Origin of the sequence: Kouleothrix sp., from assembly GCF_046328425.1 — a bacterium.
Taxonomy (GTDB): Bacteria; Chloroflexota; Chloroflexia; order Chloroflexales; family Roseiflexaceae; genus Kouleothrix.
The window spans coordinates 82,701-101,386 of sequence record NZ_JAXLWP010000022.1; the positions used below are offsets into that span (position 1 = coordinate 82,701).

Consider the following 18,686-nt stretch of genomic DNA (forward strand, 5'->3'; position numbering starts at 1 on the left):
AAAGAGTGATGTGGGAGGGCTTGCGCCCGCCAAACCTGCCACGCGGGAGGGCACCGCGTTTCTCGTGTGATGAAACGAGCTGGTATTAGCTGTTCGCGATCTCGTGCATCTCTTCCCAGTTCGGCCCCATCTCGAGGTCGACCTTGAGCGGCACTTCGTTGCCGGTCTTCTCGCTGCGCAGCGCATACGCGCCCTGCATGTGGTCGCACACCAGCGCCACAACCTCGTCGACCTCGGCGTGCGGCACTTCGAAGATCAGCTCGTCGTGCACCTGCAGCAGCATGCGCGTGGCCAGCTTGCGGCGGCGCAGCTCGTCGTCGACGCGGATCATGGCGATCTTCATGATGTCGGCGGCGGTGGCCTGGATGGGCGCGTTGATCGCCTCGCGCTCGGCGGCCTGGCGGCGCGGGCCGCTGGTGCGTAGATCGGGCATGTAGCGCCGGCGGCCGAACAGCGAGCGCACAAAGCCCTCGCGGCGGCCCTCTTCAAGCGTGCTGTCGATGTAGTCGCGCAGGCCGGGGAAGCGCGCGAACAGCGCGTCGATCAGCTGCTGGGCCTCGCTGCGGCTCAGGCTGGTGCGCGCCGCCAGGCCAAACGCGCTGATGCCGTAGATCACGCCGAAGACCGTGGTTTTTGCGATCCGCCGCTGGTTCTTATCGACCTTCTCGATCGGCACGCCGAACAGCTGCGCGGCAGTGGCGGCGTGGATGTCCTGGTCTTCCCTGAAGGCCTGCACCAGGTTCGGATCCTGGGTGATATGTGCCAGCACGCGCAGCTCGATCTGCGAGTAGTCGGCGGCGACGAACACGCAGCCGGGCGTGGCCACAAAGCCGCGCCGGATCTCGCGGCCCTCGTCGGTGCGCGTCGGGATGTTTTGCAGGTTCGGGTCGTTGGACGAGAGCCTGCCGGTGGCGGCGCCAAGCTGGCTGTAGGTGGTATGCACGCGCCCGGTCTCGGGATTCACCAGCTCGGGCAGCGCGTCGACATACGTCGACTTGAGCTTGGTGAGCTGGCGGTAGCGCAAGATCAGGTCGATCACCGGGTGCTGGCTTTTGCCGGCGAGGTTTTCGAGCACGCTGGCCGTGAGCGAGTAGCGGCCGGTCTTGGTCTTTTCGAGGCCGGCGGTGGGCATGCCCAGCTTGTTGAACAGCAGGTCGCTCAGCTGATCGCCCGAGTTGATATTGAACTTCAGGCCGTCGTTGAAGCCGTAGATCTGGTCTTCGAGCCGCACCAGGTCGTCGCCCATGCGCCGGCCAAGCTCGCGCATAAACGGCACGTCGAGCCCGATGCCGGCCTGCTCCATGCGCACGAGCACGGGGATGAGCGGGATCTCGAGCTTCTGGTACAGCTCAGCGACTTTGGCCTGCTCGGCCAGCTGCGGCGCCAGCGCCTGCACCAGCCGCATGGTCATGTCGGCGTCGGCGGCGGCGTAGGGCGTGGCGGCGTCGAGCGGCACGTCGGCGAAGGTCAGCTGGTTCTTGCCGCGCTTGCCGATCAGCTCTTCGATGTCGGTCATCGGCTCGGGCAGCTTCAGCTCGTAGAACGACAGCTCTTTCAGGCCGCGGCGCTTGTCGAGCAGCGCGGCCGCCAGCATGGTGTCGAACACGACGCCCTCGACCGGCACGCCGGCGTGCTCAAGCGTTTCGATGTCGAACTTGGCGTTGTGGCCATACTTGGGCAGGCGCGCGTCGGCGAAGAACGGCCGCAGCGCGCCGAGCACGCGCTCGCGCGGCAGCTGCTCGGCGCCGCGGTGGCCGAATGGGATGTACCACGCCTGGCCCGGCGCCACCGCCACCGAGATGCCGACGATGTCGTCCTGCACCGCGCGCGTGCCGAGCGTCTCGGTGTCGAAGGCGAAGCCGGCGCTCTGGCCGAGCGCGGCCAGCACCTCGGCGAGCTGCGCTTCGCTGGTGACGGCGCGGTAGTCGCCGAGCGCGGTGCGGCCATCGGCGCCGGGCATGCTCGCCAGCGCCGCCGGGCGGGCCTGCGGCACCGCCGGCATGTCGAACATCGCCAGCTGCTGCGGGCTGCCGTCGGCAGACGGCGAAGAAGGGCCGAAGACCAAGGACGAAGCGCTTTCTTCGTCCTTGGTCTTCGGTTCTTCGGCGTTCGTGGTTCCCGGCAGCTCGGCCTCTTCGATCGCGCTGCCGGTGGTGGGCAGGCGCTTCACCAGGCTTGCGCCGAACTCAAGCTCCTGAAACAGCGCGATCACCTGGCTGCGGTCGTAGTCGCGCAGCTCGGCGGCGCGCAACTCGAGCGTCACCGGCACATCGCAGACGATCGTCGCCAGGCGTTTGCTAAACTCGGCGGCCTCGCGCTGGCCGTCGAGCGCCTTCTTGAAGCGATTCGGCGCCTCGCCAAGGTTGTCGTACAGGTTCTCGACGGTGCCGAACTGCTTGAGCAGCGCGATTGCGCCGGCCTCGCCAATGCCCTTGACACCGGGGATGTTGTCGGAAGTGTCGCCCTTGAGGCCGCGCAGGTCGGCCAGCTGCGACGGCGCCAGGCCGTTGTAGCGCTCGCGCACCTGGGCCTCGTCGTACAGCACGGTGTTCTTGCCCTTCTGCACGTACGGGTTGGCCAGCAGCACGCTGACGTGGTCGTCGACCAGCTGGAGCGTGTCGGTGTCGCCGGTGAGGATCATGGTATCGACGCCGGCGGCGCTGGCCTGGCGCGCCAGCGTGCCGATCACGTCGTCGGCCTCGTAGCCATCGTAGGTGTAGATCGGGATGTTGAAGGCGGCGAGCAGCTGGCGGATGCGCGCGAGCTGCGGATGGAATTCGTCGGGCGTTTCGGCGCGGCCGGCCTTGTACTCGGCGTACAGGTCGTCGCGGAAGGTGCGGCCAATGTCGAACGACACCGCGACATAGCGCGGGTGGTGCTCGTGGATGGCGTTGAGCAAGATCGAGATAAACCCGTACACGGCGTATGTCGGCTCGCCCGTCGAGGCGCGCAGGCCAACCTTGGAGAGCGCGTGGAACGCGCGAAATGCCAGGGCGTGGCCGTCGATCAGAGCCAGCAGCGGCCGTTGGTTTGGCATGGGTCACCTCTGTTAGTCGCACATCCGATCTACCGCATTATACTCGATCTGTCGCCGGCGTGCCGGTTTGCCCGCGCGCAGGCGCCTGGCGACGCAGCAATGCCGTGCCGGCCCCGGCGCGGGCGCATGCCTCAGGGCAGCAACACACCTGCCGCCGCACCCTGAGGCATGCGCCACCACGGCCAGGCGCGCGGCGGCGCTTGGCTCGATCGCAGCTCGCGCAGCCTACGTGTGCTACCCGGCAAACTGCGCGACGGCGGCGCGCAGGCCGCGCTCGTAGGCGTCGATCAGCCGATCCCACTGCGCGTCGGCCGCAGCGTCGACCTGCTGGCGCGCCGCGTCGGCCTCGAACCAGGCCAGCGTGCGCTTGATGCCCTGCGCAAACGGCGTGGTGGCGCAAAAATCCGGCACAAAGCGCTTGATCTTGCTGTTGTCGAACACCACGCTGGTGACTTTGTCGCCCACCAGGCTGCCGCGCATATCCGGCAGGCACGCGGCGATGAAATCCGAGGCGATATGCACGGCCTTCAGCTCGAGCCCGGCGGCGGCGGCGACGGCGGCATAGAACTGATCCCAGGTCAGCACCTCGTCGGAGGTAATATGGAAGGCGTGGCCGATCGCCTGCTGGTGGCCGAGCAGCCCGACAAAGCCCTTGGCGAAGTCGGTGTTGTGCGTGATCGTCCAGAGCGAGGTGCCGTCGCCGGGGATGATCAGCGGCTTGCCCTGCTTCAGCCGCGCGATCGCGGTGTAGGGCAGCTGCCAGCTATTCACCACCAGCGGGATCTGCGTGTCGCCGTAGGTCAGCGAGGGGCGCACCACCGTGAAAGGGAAGCCCTCGTCGCGGTAGGCGCGCATCAGCCGCTCTTCGCAGGCGATCTTGTTGCGCGAGTAATCCCAGAACGGGTTGGCCAGCGGCGTACTCTCGGTGATCAGAAAGTGCCCGACCGGCCGCTGGTAGGCGCTGGCCGAGCTGATAAAGATGTACTGGCCGGCTCTGCCGCGAAACAGCTCGATGTCGCGCTCGATGTCGGCGGGCGTGAAGGCCACCCAGTCGACCACGGCGTCGAAGTGGTGGCCGGCCAGCACGCGCGCGCTGGCGTCGGCGTCGCGAATATCGGCGACGAGGTTGGTGGCGCCGGGCGGCAGGCCGGCGCGGCTGCCGCGATTGAGCACAAACAGCTCGATGCCGCGCTCGGCGGCCAGGCGCGTGCAGGCGGTGCTGATCAGGCCGGTGCCGCCGATGAAGAGCACTTTCATGGTGGTTCTCCGCTTTGCTGGTGGGCGAATGCAGGCGTGTATTGTAGCAGGCTTGCGGCCACGCGGCGCGCGGCCGGCTTGCCGGGTTCAAACCGGCGTGCTACAATACAGGCCACAGCACACACACAATCGCGGCCAGCGTCGATCCGCTTTCAACCGAGCAAAACGAATTGCGCGCTCCGGCCATCGGCCGGGGCGTTTGTGTCTGAAGCGCAGCAAACTGGGCGATCTACCGCGCCCAAACGCTTCTGGCTGGCGCCAAACCTAAGGAGTAAAACGATCGAAGAGCAGACCATCCAAACCACGGCCGACGGCAAGAAGCTGCACGCCACCAGCGCGCCACGCGAGCGCGCCTTTCTGGTGGGCGCCGAGCTGACGGGCGGGCGCAGCCCGTGGAGCGCCGAAGACTCGCTGCAAGAGCTGGCGCTGCTGGCCGATACCGCCGGCCTCGACGTCGTCGGCAGCACCTACCAGCGCCTCAAGCAGCAGTTCCCCAAGCATTTCATCGGGCCGGGCAAGGCCGAAGAGGTGGCCGCGCTGCGCGACGAGCTGAAATACGACCTGGTGATCTTCGACGACGAGCTGACGCCGGCGCAGACGCGCAACCTCGAAGAAACGCTCAAGGTGCAGGTGCTCGACCGCACCGGCCTGATCCTCGACATCTTCGCGACCCACGCGCACACCCACGAGGGCCGCATCCAGGTCGAGCTGGCGCAGTACAAGTACCTGCTGCCGCGCCTGCGCCGCCAGTGGCTGCACCTCGAGCGCCAGGCCGGCGGCGGCGGCGCCTCGGCCGGCGGCGTGGTGGGCCTGCGCGGCCCCGGCGAGACGCAGCTCGAGCTCGATCGGCGCATGATCGGCCACCGCATCGCGCTGCTCGAGCGCCAGATCGAAGAAGTACACCGCCACCGCGAGCAGTACCGCGAGCGCCGCCGCAAAAGCGGCGTGCCGATCGTCGCGCTGGTGGGCTACACCAACGCCGGCAAGAGCACGCTGCTGAACGCGCTCTCGGGCGCGAATGTGCGCGCCGAGGATCGGCTGTTCGCCACGCTCGACCCGACCACGCGCCAGATCGGGCTGCCCGGCGGCCAGCAGGCGCTGCTTACCGACACGGTCGGCTTTATTCAGAAGCTGCCGACGCAGCTCGTCGCCGCGTTCCGCGCCACGCTCGAAGAGATCCGCGAGGCCGACGTGCTGCTGCACGTGCTCGACATCACCCACAAGAACGCCGCGCAGCAGACCGACACGGTGCTCGAAACGCTCAAGGAGCTGCGCGCCGACCACCGGCCGGTGATCACGGTGCTCAACAAGGTCGACCTGATGGACGGCGTGGATGAGCGCGAGGTTGGGCGGCTGGCCGGCGAGCTGGGGCTGCCCGACGACTACGTGGCGGTGTCGGCGCAGCGCGGCTGGGGCCTCGAGGCGCTGCTGGGCCGGATCGAGGAGACGCTGGGCCAGCGCATGCGCCCGATCGAGGCGTTCATCCCCTACAAGCGCAACGACCTAGTGGCGCTGTGGCACCAGCGCGGCGTCGTCGATGCCGAGCAGTACGAGGCCGACGGCACGCGCATCAGCGGGCGCGTTCCTGCCGCAATCGCCGCGCAGATCGCGCCGTTCCGGCTGAGCGGCGACGGCGCGGGCGCGTGACCGCCGGCACACTTCCTATCGCAGTTACGCGGCGCGAGGAGCACTCCCTCGCGCCGCAGTTTGTTGCATCCGCAAACATTTCCGCTCGCGCAAAGTTGCGAGCCTGCCACGCTCAGCGTCAGGCCGCGCCTTCCCGATCGTGCAGCGCCGTCGCCAGCAGATCGATCTGGCCAATATGATGTGTTGCGTGGAGCAGGTTGCGCAGGATGGCCTTCACGACACTGTGCGCCTCGCCGCGAATGTAGACCGTGCGGGCAAAGTCGTCGTCGGTGAGCGCCTCGAGCGTGGCGAACAGGCGCTGCCAGCCGGCATCCCAGCGGGCCATGATCTGCTGCCGGGTGTCGCCGCCCTCGTGCACAAACTCGCGCGGGCGCTGGCGATCGGCCTTCTCGCCATCGCTGGTCAGGAAATCAGTCCAGCGCGAGATGAAGTTGCCGCCGATGTGCTTGACCAGGATCGCAATGCTGTTGGTGTGATCGTCGCCACCTTCTTTCAGCTGAGTGAAAAATGCCTCGTCGTCGACGCGGCCCAAGGCTGCCTCGGCCATGGCCTTCTGCTCCTGGTACTGGGCAATCACCTCGGCCTTGAATTCCATCCACGCGCTGCTCATAGTCTCGTTCTCCTGTTGTCGGTAGCTCACAGAATGTACGCGGCGCTTCCCCTGCGGCCTTCGCGCTTCGGCAGAGCGATACTTTTTCATGGATGGTGCTGAGATGTTGGCGCAAAGCGCCAACATCTCAGCACAAACGAAAGCGAAGTACCATGCTGCCGCAGGCAGAAGGAGCCGATAGCGCAGGCGACCGCGTTTGTCCTGAATTTGAAAAGCATATCATACCAAATTTGGTGCGATGTTTGCGTTGGGTGTGGTGTGCTGTGCGACGATAAGCATCGTCGCGGGCGCGCGTAGCCTCAGGCTGGCTTGGCGCTCAGATCTTTGTCTTGCATCTCCCAGGCGTGATCGAGCGTGTGAAACACGGTGTGGCGGATGAGGTAGCGCAGCGGCCACGTGCGGGCCAGCTTGCCCTGGGCATGCAGCGCGCGAATGGCGCCGCAATAGGCGTCGCGGTGCGCGCTCAACCCCTCGGCGGTGAGCATTGCCTCGGCAGGCGTGAGCACGCCCAGCTTCCTCGCCCAGTCCTGCTCTGCGGCAAACGTATGGCGAACGATATGGTCGCGATCGCGCCCTCCGCCGCGCGGGCCGCGCTGCATCTCGGCCGACACGCGCGCGCGCACAGCGTCGAAAAACGCCCAGCTCGCGCGCATCAGGCTCAGCTCGCGCTCGAGCGCCGCGCCCGGCACGGCCTGCTGGTCGATGCTCGAAAACCCGAACGAGATGCCCCAGAAGTCGGTGGAGCCAGTGCCGGGATAGCGCTCGGCGACCTCGACGCCGCTGATCGCCGCGAACTTGGCCAGCATCCCGGCCAGCTCGGCCACCGCCGCATAGCGCGGAACGTAGGATCGCAGGCGCTCAATCGCGTCCTGCTCGGTCGCCGCCCCGCGCGCGAGGCCGGGCCAATCCGGCGCCACCGCCACAACCTTCTTGCCTCTCGGCCCGATTTCCAGCATCACCCGCATATGCTTCGTCACGGCGGCTCCAATCATCGTAGTAGGCATGGTGTGACTCTATCATAGTTTGCGGGGTTTGGCGCTGCACAAAGCGGGCCACCATTGCGCGGCGCCGATCGACATCCCCCGCGCGGCGACTTGCATTCCCCGCGCCACGACTAGCACTCCATGCCCGCCGAGCGACATCCCCGCCCGGCGACTTGCATTCCCCGCGCGGCGACTTGCATTCCCCGCGCCATAACCATTCCATGCCCGCCGAGCGACATCCCCGCCCGGCGACTTGCATTCCCCGCGCCACGACTTGCACTCCGCCCGCCGGGCGGCATCCCCGCGCGGCGACTTGCATTCCCCGCGCCATGACTTGCATTCCCCGCGCCATGGCTTGCATTCCATGCCCGCCGAGCGACATCCCCCGCGCGGCGACTTGCATTCCCTGCGCACGACAATCATTCCATGCCCGCCGGCGACATCCCCCGCGCGGCGACTTGCATTCCCTGCGCCACGACTAGCACTCCCCCGCCCGGCGACTTGCACTCCCCGCCCGGCGACATTCCCCGCCCGGCGACTTGCATTCCCCGCCCGGCGACAATCATTCCGCACCCGCCGAGCGACATCCCCCGCGCAATAACTAGCATTCTTGTTGTGATGCCCTGCCCGGCGAAGCCGAGCTTGGTCATCACACAAAGAAATTCAGGGGAGTGGCTTCGCCGCCCCGAACCCCACAATACAGCACCTGTTCAGCCGAAGGAAGAAACTCTTGCAACCGCGCGTGGTGCTTCGCTGCGCTCACAGCGTACCAAGCTGGCCCGCCGCATATACTAAAATTCTCTTTGGTGCGTTTAGTAAAAAACAGGATATTTCACAACCCCGCTGCCAGGGCGCCGCGACCACGCAGCCATACGGCGCGGTATGCGTTTAGATCGGCGCAACGTCGCAACCTTTCTGAACGCGTACCAGGATACAATGACCGATAGCGCCGACAACACAGTTTGTCGGCTGGTGCAAGGAGCCGTCGCATGGAACAGCTCACACCATTCCGCGTTACACTTCCGGCTTCTCTGCCGGCGAGCGATCGTGAGACGCTGATCGCTTCGCGCTGCAAACCGTGGCTGCGTTACAAATCGCCGAAAAAAGACCCGATCGACGCGATCTTTGCCGTTGTCAATAGGCCGGCGATGCCGCCGGCGCAATCATCAATATCGTGACGCTGGCCGGCATGATCTATGGCTGGAGCGCGCGCGTTGCACAAGCGCGGCGCATTATCCCCGATGTCACGCTGTTCCGACCGATCAGCCCGAGCTTAATCTTTCGCGTGTTCAGAGCACGCAAGAGATCGAAGCCTGGCTGCGCCACATCCTGACTCGCTAATATCAACAGAGCGGTATGAGCACACAGGCCAGCACCCGCCCTTTACGCATGCTCGCCTGATCGCAGCGCCACTTGTACGGCGCCGGGCCGAAGGCGAGGCTTTGCCGATCCAACCGTTGAATACTGTGCGCGAGCTTGAAGGAAGTTATCGAGGCGTGCAAACTTGCCGACACGCCAGTCGCCATCGATATCCAGACCGAGATCACCACCACGAGAACTGGCCGCGCCTTTGGCAGTGTGCAGGGCAGCTTCAGGCCTTGTACATTTTCAAAGCGGCCACGGTGCCGGGAGCGCCGATGGCGCCGCGCGCTTATGGCGGCCTGCCGACAGCAACGCCCGCCTGGTCGATGCCGCCGAGCTTGGCGCTCTGCTTGGCCCCACATCCGCTATCGCCTGGCGTTTCTCAGCGCCTGCCACTCGGAAGGTCTCGCCGCAGCTTTGATCGGGCGCGGCGTTGCGCATGTCGTCGCAATCAATGCCGACGACGCCATCCTCGACCTTGCGGCGCAAGCGCTCGCTCGCTGCTTCTACAGTGTACTGCTGAGCGGGCGCAGTGCAGGAAGGCTTTTTGATCGGGCAGTTCAGGCGGTGCGCTCCAGACGACGCGCTGCGGAAGATCCTCGATCCGCACACCCTGCAGCCGGTGAACCTTGCCGAGAGCGCTACCGGGATTCCAGCGTATTGCCTTCCAATTAATGATCAGGCTCACGCAGCGCCGCTCGCGCGCGATCTTCCTCAGGGCGAGGCTCGCTTTCGCCAGCCCTTGTCAGAATGACGCACAGTCAACGCAGACGACCACGCGGCGCAATCTGTTCGGCGCCAGCGCAGGGTGCCATATATCCTGGGCTGTTTGCGCAGCCACCGCTGCGTCAGTATTACCGGATTTGGCGGCATCAGGCAAAACCGCCCTCGCCGAGGCTGCCGGCCGCTGGCAGCACGGCGCGCGCGCTTTAGCCCGACGGCGGCGTAGTGCTGAAGTGGAGCTGCGCGCTGTGCAGCGTGCCACCGATGCGCACCGGTGCGATTGCTCGCGCCCTGACCGACCAGGCGCACATTGTAGCTGGCGACCAGGCGAAAATCGCCGAAAGTAACATCGCTGGCCCAGGCACCGCGCGATCTGCATATGCTACTCATCCTCCACGACGATGTCGACGCATTGATCGAGGCCGACCCCACAAGGCCTCACGGATATACTTCGGCGGCTGCTAGGTACACGCGCCTTGCGCCTGCGCCTGCTGCTGACAAGCCGGCATTCAGTTACACAGCAGATTGTCCATCGCACCATTCTATTACCCCGGCTCGTGCCCGAAGAAGCCTTGTTGCATTTCGCAGCTACGCGCCGCCGGATAGCTGGGGCAAGTTCGACGTTGATCGCGCAGCGCTGCCGAGCTGCTGCAGCTGCTCGACGGCTACCCCTTTCCCCATACGCCTGGCCGCCGCCCTGTCTGCAGCAGCAAGGCTGCGGCATCGCCGGCCTGGTTCAAGCTTCACGCAAGCAACCACACGTTCCAATGCAGTACCGGGCGAGCAAGCTAATCGCGAGACCAGCCTGGTAGCAACGCTTAACCTGTCATATCAGGCTCTACCTTTGGCGGCTTTGCTCGGCTGCTGCCGGTGCTAGCGTTGTTCCCAGCCGGGCTTAGCCGCACGGCGGCCCGCGCCATTCTTGGCACCGAAGGTGATGACCTTCTAGAGACGTTGACGCTATGCCCTGGCCGAGCGGCGTGAAGACCCTCTCGCATTCGGAGCAGCAGCTGATGACCACACAGTGTATCGGCGCTTTATTCTACCCGAGCCGGCTCGCTGGTATGCGAAGGGCACCAGCAGCCGGATTTAATGACCAGTATGCCCCAGCTGCGCTGGAATATTTCCATCGCTTTATCGGCGATGTCGATACGCAGATCAGCGGGCATGGCGAAGCGCCGAAGGGCGCCAGCTACTCGCGATCGAGCAGCCCAACCAGCGCCGCTTCCTCGACTGAAGTACACAAATGAACAAACTGAACGCAGCTGCCTGACTTGAGCCACGGGCCGGCTTGGCAACACTACTGGACGCTCACAGTGAACAAAGATTGCCAGCGATATCAGGCGCCTACAACACGCGCTGGCGGCAGCATGGCGCCTCCATGATCGCGCAGCCGAAGCGAATGTGCTCAGGCGATCGGCGATGTCCAGCGGTTTCGAGATGATCGCGATGCCGCGCTGACCAGCTACACGCAGGCCCTCGCCCTCTACCGCGAGATTGGCGATCGTCTCGGCGGCAAATGTACTCAGGCGATCGGCGATGTCCAGCAGTTTCAGGATGATCGCGATGCCGCTGACCAGCTACACGCAGGCCCTCGCCCTCTACCGCGAGATTGGCGCAAATCTCGGCGAAGCAAATGTGCTCAGGCGATCGGCGATGTCCAGCAGTTTCGAGATGATCCCGCGATGCGCGCTGACCAGCTACACGCAGGCCTGCTTCCTCTACCGCGAGATTGGCGATCGTCTCGGCGAAGCAGATGTGCAAAAGGCGATCGGCGGCGATGTCAAGCAGTTTCGCAAACACAGCGATGCCGCGCTGACCAGCTACACGCAGGCCCTCGCCCTCTACCGCGAAGTTGTGGCGATCGTCTCGGCGAGCGAATGTGCTCAGGCGATCGGCGATGTCCAGCAGTTTCCGAGATGATCGCGATGCCGCGCTGACCAGCCACACGCAGGCCCTCGCCCTCTACCGCGAGATTGGCGCAAATCTCGGCGAAGCGAATATGCTCCAGGCGATCGGCGATGTCCAGCAGTTTCAGGATGATCCGCCGGTGATGCCGCGCTGACCAGCTACACGCAGGCCCTCGCCCTCTACCGCGAGATTGGCGCAAATCTCGGCGAAGCGAGTAATGCAAAAGGCGATCGGCGATGTCAGCAGTTTCGCAAACACAGCGATGCCGCGCTGACCAGCTACACGCAGGCCCTCGCCCTCTACCGCGAGATTGGCGATCGTCTCGGCAAAGCGAATGTGCAAAAGGCGATCGGCGATGTCCAGCAGTTTCGCAAACACAGCGGCGATGCCGCGCTGACCAGCGCAGGCCCTCGCCCTCTACCGCGGGATGGCGCAAATCTCGGCGAAGCGAATATTGCTCAGGCGATCGGCGATGTCCAGCAGTTTCGCAAACACAGCGATGCCGCGCTGACCAGCTACACGCAGGCCCTCGCCCTCTACCGCGAGATTGGCGATCGTCTCGGCGAAGCGAATGTGCAAAAGGCGATCGGCGATGTCCAGCAGTTTCACGCAAACACAGCGATGCCGCGCTGACCAGCTACACGCAGGCCCTCGCCCTCTGCGCGAGATTGGCGATCGTCTCGGCGAAGCGAATGTGCTCCAGGCGATCGGCGATGTCCAGCAGTTTCCGGAATGATCGCGATGCCGCGCTGACCAGCTACACGCAGGCCCTCGCCCTCTACCGCGAGATTGGCGCAAATCTCGGCGAAGCGAATGTGCTCCAGGCGATCGGCGATGTCCAGCAGTTTCGAGATGATCGCGATGCCGCGCTGACCAGCTACACGCAGGCCCTCGCCCTCTACCGCGAGATTGGCGATCGTCTCGGCGAAGCGAATGTGCTCGCGGCACAAAGCCGCTTGCTGCTCGATAGCAATGTGCAAGCTTCCGAGCAGCTGCTCGATCAAGCGTTCCATATACGCCGTGAAATCGACGATGTGTATGGTGAAGGCGCCGATCTTGGCAACTACGGTATCGCCCTGCTGCAGCGCGGCAAGCATGCCGAGGCGCTTGGCTATCTCGAGCGCGCACGCGAGCTTTTTCGCGCGCGTGGGATCCACGAGCTGCTTGCTCAAATCGATCAGCTCATCGCGCAGGCCCGCCAGGGGCACGCCTCAGCCTCAACGCGCCCCGCCGACACAACCGAGCCAGCATCTGTCACGCTTCCCGACGGCCTCGCGGCCCGCCTCGTGGCCGCCGGCGCCACCGACGAAGCAAGCCTACGCCGCGCCCTCGACGCCGACGCGCAGCTTCGCGAAGAGTTCGAGGCATTCCTGGCAGCGCATCACGAGCAGCGCGCGCAAGCCAGCCTGAACAAACTGCTCCAGGCGTTCATCGCCGTCGGCAATCAGGATGCTCTAGCCGGCTTCTGGCAATCACTACCGCCGGAGCTAGAAGGCAGCTTTACTGCCTTTGTCGAAACACAGATCCGCCAGGCCGAGCAATCGGGCAACCGCGATCTGGCCGAAGGACTGCGCCAGCGCCTCGATGGATTAGATTGGCTGCGCTCGGGCCAAATGTCGCGCGTTGCGGAATTGCAGCGCGCTTTTGAACGCTACCAGCAGGCATACCAGGCCGCCGAACAATCCAACGATGTACAGCTGTGGCAGGCCGCCGCCGAGGCCGGCGCGGCCCTGCTCGCGCCAGAGTTCGCTGCGACCCCTGGCGTCGGGTGGGATGACCTGCGCGCGTACCTCGCCGACACTTATAACCGCCTGGGCAATGCCCACGGAGACGCCAACGACAAAGCGGCAGCCCTGGCAGCCTTTGAGCAAGCCATCGCGCTTCAGCCCGATGTTGCAATGTGGCGCCGCAACCGCGCAGGTACGCTGATCGACCTGGGCGAACTCAACATGGCCGAGGCCGAAATCGCCGCCGCACGCACGCTTGAGCCCGAGGCGCCGCGCCTGGACGAGCTTGATGCCGCGCTAACCCAGGCCCGTGCAATGCCTGCAAGCACCGAGCCACCGGGCAGCGCACCAGCAACCTCGTAATCAATACTTTCATGGACGGTACGGATTTCGGCAGCGCCCACAGAGGCACAAAGGCGCACACAAACAAACCGCGCGCACCCGCCGAGCGACATCCCCCGCGCGGCGACTTGCATTCCCCGCGCCACGACTTGCACTCCATGCCCGCCGAGCGACACTCCCCGCGCGGCGACTTGCATTCCCCGCGCCACGACTAGCACTCCATGCCCGCCGAGCGACATCCCCCGCCCGGCGACTTGCATTCCCCGCGCGGCGACTTGCATTCCCCGCGCCATGACTTGCATTCCATGCCCGCCGAGCGACATCCCCCGCCCGGCGACTTGCATTCCCCGCGCCACGACTTGCACTCCATGCCCGCCGAGCGACATCCCCCGCGCGGCGACTTGCATTCCCCGCGCCATGACTTGCATTCCCCGCGCCATGACTTGCATTCCATGCCCGCCGAGCGACATCCCCCGCGCGGCGACTTGCATTCCCTGCGCCACGACAATCATTCCATGCCCGCCGAGCGACATCCCCCGCGCGGCGACTTGCATTCCCTGCGCCACGACTAGCACTCCCCGCCCGGCGACTTGCACTCCCCGCCCGGCGACTTGCATTCCCCGCCCGGCGACTTGCATTCCCCGCCCGGCGACAATCATTCCGCTCCCGCCGAGCGACATCCCCCGCGCAATAACTAGCATTCTTGTTGTGATGCCCTGCCCGGCGAAGCCGGGCAGGGCATCACACAAAGAAATTCGGGAGTGGCTTCGCCGCCCCCGAACCCCCACAATACAGCACCTGTTCAGCCGAAGGAAGAAACTCTTGCAACCGCGCGTGGTGCTTCGCTGCGCTCACAGCGTACCAAGCTGGCCCGCCGCATATACTAAAAATTCTCTTTGGTGCGTTTAGTAAAAAACAGGATATTTCACAACCCCGCTGCCAGGGCGCCGCGACCACGCAGCCATGCAACGGTATGCGTTTAGATCGCGCAACGTCGCAACCTTTCTAGACGTACTTAAGGATACAATGACCGATAGCGCCGACAACACAGTTTGTCGTGAATACAAGGAGCCGTCGCATGGAACAGCTCACACCATTCCGCGTTACACTTCCGGCTTCTCTGCCGGCGAGCGATCGTGAGACGCTGATCGCTTCGCTGCAAACCGTGGCTACGGTACAAATCGCCGAAAAAAAAGACCCCACGATCGACGCGATCTTTGCCGTTGTCAAGCAGGCCGGCGATGCCGCCGACGCAATCATCAATATCGTGACACTGGCCGGCATGATCTATGGCTGGGCGCGCGCGTTGCACAAGCGCGGCATTATCCCCGATGTCACGCTGTTCCGACCCGATCAGCCCGAGCTTAATCTTTCGCGTGTTCAGAGCACGCAAGAGATCGAAGCCTGGCTGCGCCACATGACTCGCTAATATCAAGCAGAGGCAGTATGAGCACACAGGCCAGCACCCGCCCTTTACGCATGCTCGCCCTGATCGCAGCGCCACTTGTGCAGCGCCGGGCCGAAGGCGAGGCTTTGCCGATCCAACCGTTGAATACTGTGCGCGAGCTTGAAGGGATTATCGAGGCGTGCAAACTTGCCGACACGCCAGTCGCCATCGATATCCAGACCGAGATCGCCACCACCGAGGCGCTTGGCCGCGCCTTTGGCAGTGTGCAGGGCAGCTTCGACCTTGTACATTTCAGCGGCCACGGTGCCGGGAGCGCCGATGGCGCCGCGCTTGTGCTTGAAGACACTGCCGACCTTGGCGCCGCCCGCCTGGTCGATGCCGCCGAGCTTGGCGCTCTGCTTGGCCCGCATCCATGTCGCCTGGCGTTTCTCAGCGCCTGCCACTCGGAAGGTCTCGCCGCAGCTTTGATCGGGCGCGGCGTTGCGCATGTCGTCGCAATCAATGCCGACGACGCCATCCTCGACCTTGCGGCGCAAGCGCTCGCTCGCTGCTTCTACAGTGTACTGCTGAGCGGGCGCAGTGTGCAGGAGGCTTTTGATCGGGCAGTTCAGGCAGTGCGCTCGGACGACGCGCTGCGGAAGATCCTCGATCCGCACACCCTGCAGCCGGTGAACCTTGCCGAGGCGCTCAAGTTCCGGCTGCTTCCAGACAATGATCAGGCTCACGCAGCGCCGCTCGCGCGCGATCTTCCTCAGGGCGAGGCTCGCTTTCGCCGGCCGCCGTGGAATGAGCGCACGAATCTTTCGAACGAGCCACGCGGCGCAATCTTTGTTGGGCGCCAGCGCGAAATTCACCATATCACCGGGCTGTTGCGCAGCCACCGCTGCGTCAGTATTACCGGATTTGGCGGCATGGGCAAAACCGCCCTCGCCGAGGCTGCCGGCCGCTGGCAGCACGAGCGCGCGCGCTGGCCCGACGGCGTGGTGCTAGTGGAGCTGCGCGCTGTGCAGCGTGCCGCCGATGCGCGCGGTGCGATTGCTCGCGCCCTGACCGACCAGGCGCACATTGTAGCTGGCGACCAGGCGAAAATCGCCGAAAGTAACATCGCGCTGGCCCAGGCACTGCGCGATCTGCATATGCTACTCATCCTCGACGATGTCGACGCATTGATCGAGGCCGACCCCACGGGCCTCACGGATATACTTCGGCAGCTGCTAGGTACACGCGCCTTGCGCCTGCTGCTGACAAGCCGGCATTCGGTTACACAGCAGATTGTCCATCGCACCATTCTATTACCCCGGCTCGTGCCCGAAGAAGCCTTTGTTGCATTTCGCAGCTACGCGCCGCCGGATAGCTGGGGCAAGTTTACCGACGTTGATCGCGCAGCGCTGCCCGAGCTGCTGCAGCTGCTCGACGGCTACCCTTTCCCCATACGCCTGGCCGCCGCCTATCTGCAGCAGCAAGGCTGCGGCATCGCCGGCCTGGTTCAGAAGCTTCGCAAGCAGCCACACGTTCCAATGCAGTACCAGGGCGAGCAAGCTAATCGCGAGACCAGCCTGGTAGCAACGCTTAACCTGTCATATCAGGCTCTACCTTTGGCGGCACAGCAGCTGCTGCCAGTGCTAGCGTTGTTCCCAGCCGGGCTTAGCCGCACGGCGGCCCGCGCCATTCTTGGCACCGAAGGTGTTGACCTTCTAGAGACGTTGACACGCTATGCCCTGGCCGAGCGGCGTGAAGACCCTCTCGCATTCGGAGCAGCGGCTGATGACCACACAGTGTATCAGCGCTTTATTCTACCCGAGCCGGCTCGCTGGTATGCCGAAGGGCACCAGCAGCCCGGATTGCTTGACCAGTATGCCCCAGCTGCGCTGGAATATTTCCATCGCTTTATCGGCGATGTCGATACACAGATCAGCGGGCATGGCAAAGCCGCCGAAGGGCGCCAGCTACTCGCGATCGAGCAGCCCAACTGGCGCCGCTTCCTCGACTGGGGGTACACAAATGAACAAACTGAACGCAGCTGCCTGAGCGCCCAGGCCACGGGCCGGCTTGGCAACTACTGGACGCTCACCGGTGAACAAAGATTGCCAGCGATATCGGAGCGCCTACAACACGCGCTGGCGGCAGCACGGCGCCTCCATGATCGCGCGGCCGAAGCGAATGTGCTCCAGGCGATCGGCGATGTCCAGCAGTTTCGAGATGATCGCGATGCCGCGCTGACCAGCTACACGCAGGCCCTCGCCCTCTACCGCGAGATTGGCGATCGTCTCGGCGAAGCGAATGTGCTCAGGCGATCGGCGTGTCAACAGTTTCGAGATGATCCGCGATGCCGCGCTGACCAGCTACACGCAGGCCCTCGCCCTCTACCGCGAGATTGGCGCAAATCTCGGCGAAGCAAATGTGCTCCAGGCGATCGGCGATGTCCAGCAGTTTCGAGATGATCGCGATGCCGCGCTGACCAGCTACACGCAGGCCCTCGCCCTCTACCGCGAGATTGGCGATCGTCTCGGCGAAGCGAATGTGCAAAAGGCGATCGGCGATGTCCAGCAGTTTCGCAAACACAGCGATGCCGCGCTGACCAGCTACACGCAGGCCCTCGCCCTCTACCGCGAGATTGGCGATCGTCTCGGCGAAGCGAATGTGCTCCAGGCGATCGGCGATGTCCAGCAGTTTCGAGATGATCGCGATGCCGCGCTGACCAGCTACACGCAGGCCCTCGCCCTCTACCGCGAGATTGGCGCAAATCTCGGCGAAGCGAATGTGCTCCAGGCGATCGGCGATGTCCAGCAGTTTCGAGATGATCGCGATGCCGCGCTGACCAGCCCCGCGCAGGCCCTCGCCCTCTACCGCGAGATTGGCGCAAATCTCGGCGAAGCGAATGTGCAAAAGGCGATCGGCGATGTCCAGCAGTTTCGCAAACACAGCGATGCCGCGCTGACCAGCTACACGCAGGCCCTCGCCCTCTACCGCGAGATTGGCGATCGTCTCGGCGAAGCGAATGTGCAAAAGGCGATCGGCGATGTCCAGCAGTTTCGCAAACACGGCGATGCCGCGCTGACCAGCTACACGCAGGCCCTCGCCCTCTACCGCGAGATTGGCGCAAATCTCGGCGAAGCGAATGTGCTCCAGGCGATCGGCGATGTCCAGCAGTTTCGCAAACACAGCGATGCCGCGCTGACCAGCTACACGCAGGCCCTCGCCCTCTACCGCGAGATTGGCGATCGTCTCGGCGAAGCGAATGTGCAAAAGGCGATCGGCGATGTCCAGCAGTTTCGCAAACACAGCGATGCCGCGCTGACCAGCTACACGCAGGCCTCGCCCTCTACCGCGAGATTGGCGATCGTCTCGGCGAGCAGGCTCGCTGCTCCAGGCGATCGGCGATGTCCAGCAGTTTCGAGATGATCGCGATGCCGCGCTGACCAGCTACGCAGGCCCTCGCCCTCTACCGCCCGAATTGGCGCAAATCTCGGCGAAGCGAATGTGCTCCAGGCGATCGGCGATGTCCAGCAGTTTCGAGATGATCGCGATGCCGCGCTGACCAGCTACACGCAGGCCCTCGCCCTCTACCGCGAGATTGGCGATCGTCTCGGCGAAGCAGATATTGCTCGCGGCACAAAGCCGCTTGCTGCTCGATAGCAATGTGCAAGCTTCCGAGCAGCTGCTCGATCAAGCGTTCCAT

The 18,686-nt window shown here is 64.6% G+C and carries 15 protein-coding genes; 9 read left to right on the top strand and 6 right to left on the bottom strand.

Annotated features, from left to right (window positions below; genetic code table 11):
- Nucleotides 1–85: 85 nt before the first annotated feature.
- Nucleotides 86–3,037 (bottom strand): DNA polymerase I, encoded by a 2,952-nt coding sequence (gene polA / locus U0177_RS19885; protein ID WP_409572409.1) that lies wholly within the window; start codon nucleotides 3,035–3,037, stop codon nucleotides 86–88.
- 234 nt (nucleotides 3,038–3,271) lie between these two features.
- Nucleotides 3,272–4,294, bottom strand: coding sequence for an SDR family oxidoreductase (locus U0177_RS19890; protein ID WP_409572410.1), 1,023 nt, complete (start codon nucleotides 4,292–4,294; stop codon nucleotides 3,272–3,274).
- A 279-nt stretch (nucleotides 4,295–4,573) separates the two neighbouring features.
- Between U0177_RS19890 and hflX the strand changes: the two genes are divergently transcribed.
- A complete protein-coding gene (gene hflX / locus U0177_RS19895; RefSeq protein WP_409572444.1) occupies nucleotides 4,574–5,941 on the top strand; it encodes a GTPase HflX in 1,368 nt (455 codons plus the stop codon).
- Nucleotides 5,942–6,059: 118 nt separating this feature from the next.
- On the opposite strand, the gene U0177_RS19900 is transcribed toward hflX, so the two are convergent.
- Nucleotides 6,060–6,551 carry a DUF1572 family protein gene (locus tag U0177_RS19900; protein WP_409572411.1) on the bottom strand — a complete coding sequence of 164 codons (492 nt, stop codon included), beginning with the start codon at nucleotides 6,549–6,551 and terminating at the stop codon, nucleotides 6,060–6,062.
- A gap of 299 nt (nucleotides 6,552–6,850) precedes the next feature.
- Nucleotides 6,851–7,528, bottom strand: coding sequence for a hypothetical protein (locus tag U0177_RS19905; protein WP_409572412.1), 678 nt, complete (start codon nucleotides 7,526–7,528; stop codon nucleotides 6,851–6,853).
- A 995-nt stretch (nucleotides 7,529–8,523) separates the two neighbouring features.
- Here U0177_RS19905 and U0177_RS19910 point away from each other — a divergent pair.
- From U0177_RS19910 to U0177_RS19920, 3 genes are all read left to right on the top strand, one after another.
- Entirely contained in the window at nucleotides 8,524–8,712 is a 189-nt protein-coding gene (locus U0177_RS19910; RefSeq protein ID WP_409572413.1) for a hypothetical protein, read from the top strand.
- Between the two features lie 2,446 nt (nucleotides 8,713–11,158).
- Nucleotides 11,159–11,542 carry a hypothetical protein gene (locus tag U0177_RS19915; RefSeq protein WP_409572414.1) on the top strand — a complete coding sequence of 128 codons (384 nt, stop codon included), beginning with the start codon at nucleotides 11,159–11,161 and terminating at the stop codon, nucleotides 11,540–11,542.
- A complete protein-coding gene (locus U0177_RS19920) occupies nucleotides 11,520–11,684 on the top strand; it encodes a hypothetical protein (RefSeq protein ID WP_409572415.1) in 165 nt (54 codons plus the stop codon). The genes U0177_RS19915 and U0177_RS19920 overlap by 23 nt, the downstream gene beginning before the upstream one ends.
- On the opposite strand, the gene U0177_RS19925 is transcribed toward U0177_RS19920, so the two are convergent.
- On the bottom strand, nucleotides 11,654–11,908 hold the full coding sequence (locus U0177_RS19925; protein ID WP_409572416.1) for a hypothetical protein: 255 nt from the start codon (nucleotides 11,906–11,908) through the stop codon (nucleotides 11,654–11,656). The two genes, U0177_RS19920 and U0177_RS19925, sit on opposite strands and share 31 nt — an antisense overlap.
- 39 nt (nucleotides 11,909–11,947) lie before the next feature.
- Nucleotides 11,948–12,139 (bottom strand): hypothetical protein, encoded by a 192-nt coding sequence (locus tag U0177_RS19930; protein WP_409572417.1) that lies wholly within the window; start codon nucleotides 12,137–12,139, stop codon nucleotides 11,948–11,950.
- A 104-nt stretch (nucleotides 12,140–12,243) separates the two neighbouring features.
- Here U0177_RS19930 and U0177_RS19935 point away from each other — a divergent pair, with 104 nt between their 5' ends.
- From U0177_RS19935 to U0177_RS19955, 5 genes are all read left to right on the top strand, one after another.
- Nucleotides 12,244–13,620: a tetratricopeptide repeat protein gene (locus tag U0177_RS19935; protein ID WP_409572418.1), complete on the top strand. Its 1,377-nt coding sequence runs from the start codon at nucleotides 12,244–12,246 to the stop codon at nucleotides 13,618–13,620.
- A 1,057-nt stretch (nucleotides 13,621–14,677) separates the two neighbouring features.
- On the top strand, nucleotides 14,678–15,028 hold the full coding sequence (locus U0177_RS19940; RefSeq protein ID WP_409572419.1) for a hypothetical protein: 351 nt from the start codon (nucleotides 14,678–14,680) through the stop codon (nucleotides 15,026–15,028).
- 17 nt (nucleotides 15,029–15,045) lie between these two features.
- Complete coding sequence (locus U0177_RS19945; RefSeq protein WP_409572420.1) at nucleotides 15,046–17,448, top strand: CHAT domain-containing protein; 2,403 nt, start codon at nucleotides 15,046–15,048, stop codon at nucleotides 17,446–17,448.
- Nucleotides 17,381–18,409, top strand: coding sequence for a tetratricopeptide repeat protein (locus U0177_RS19950; RefSeq protein WP_409572445.1), 1,029 nt, complete (start codon nucleotides 17,381–17,383; stop codon nucleotides 18,407–18,409). Before U0177_RS19945 ends, U0177_RS19950 begins: the two co-directional genes overlap by 68 nt.
- A gap of 78 nt (nucleotides 18,410–18,487) precedes the next feature.
- Nucleotides 18,488–18,643 carry a hypothetical protein gene (locus U0177_RS19955; protein ID WP_409572421.1) on the top strand — a complete coding sequence of 52 codons (156 nt, stop codon included), beginning with the start codon at nucleotides 18,488–18,490 and terminating at the stop codon, nucleotides 18,641–18,643.
- Nucleotides 18,644–18,686 lie beyond the last annotated feature (43 nt).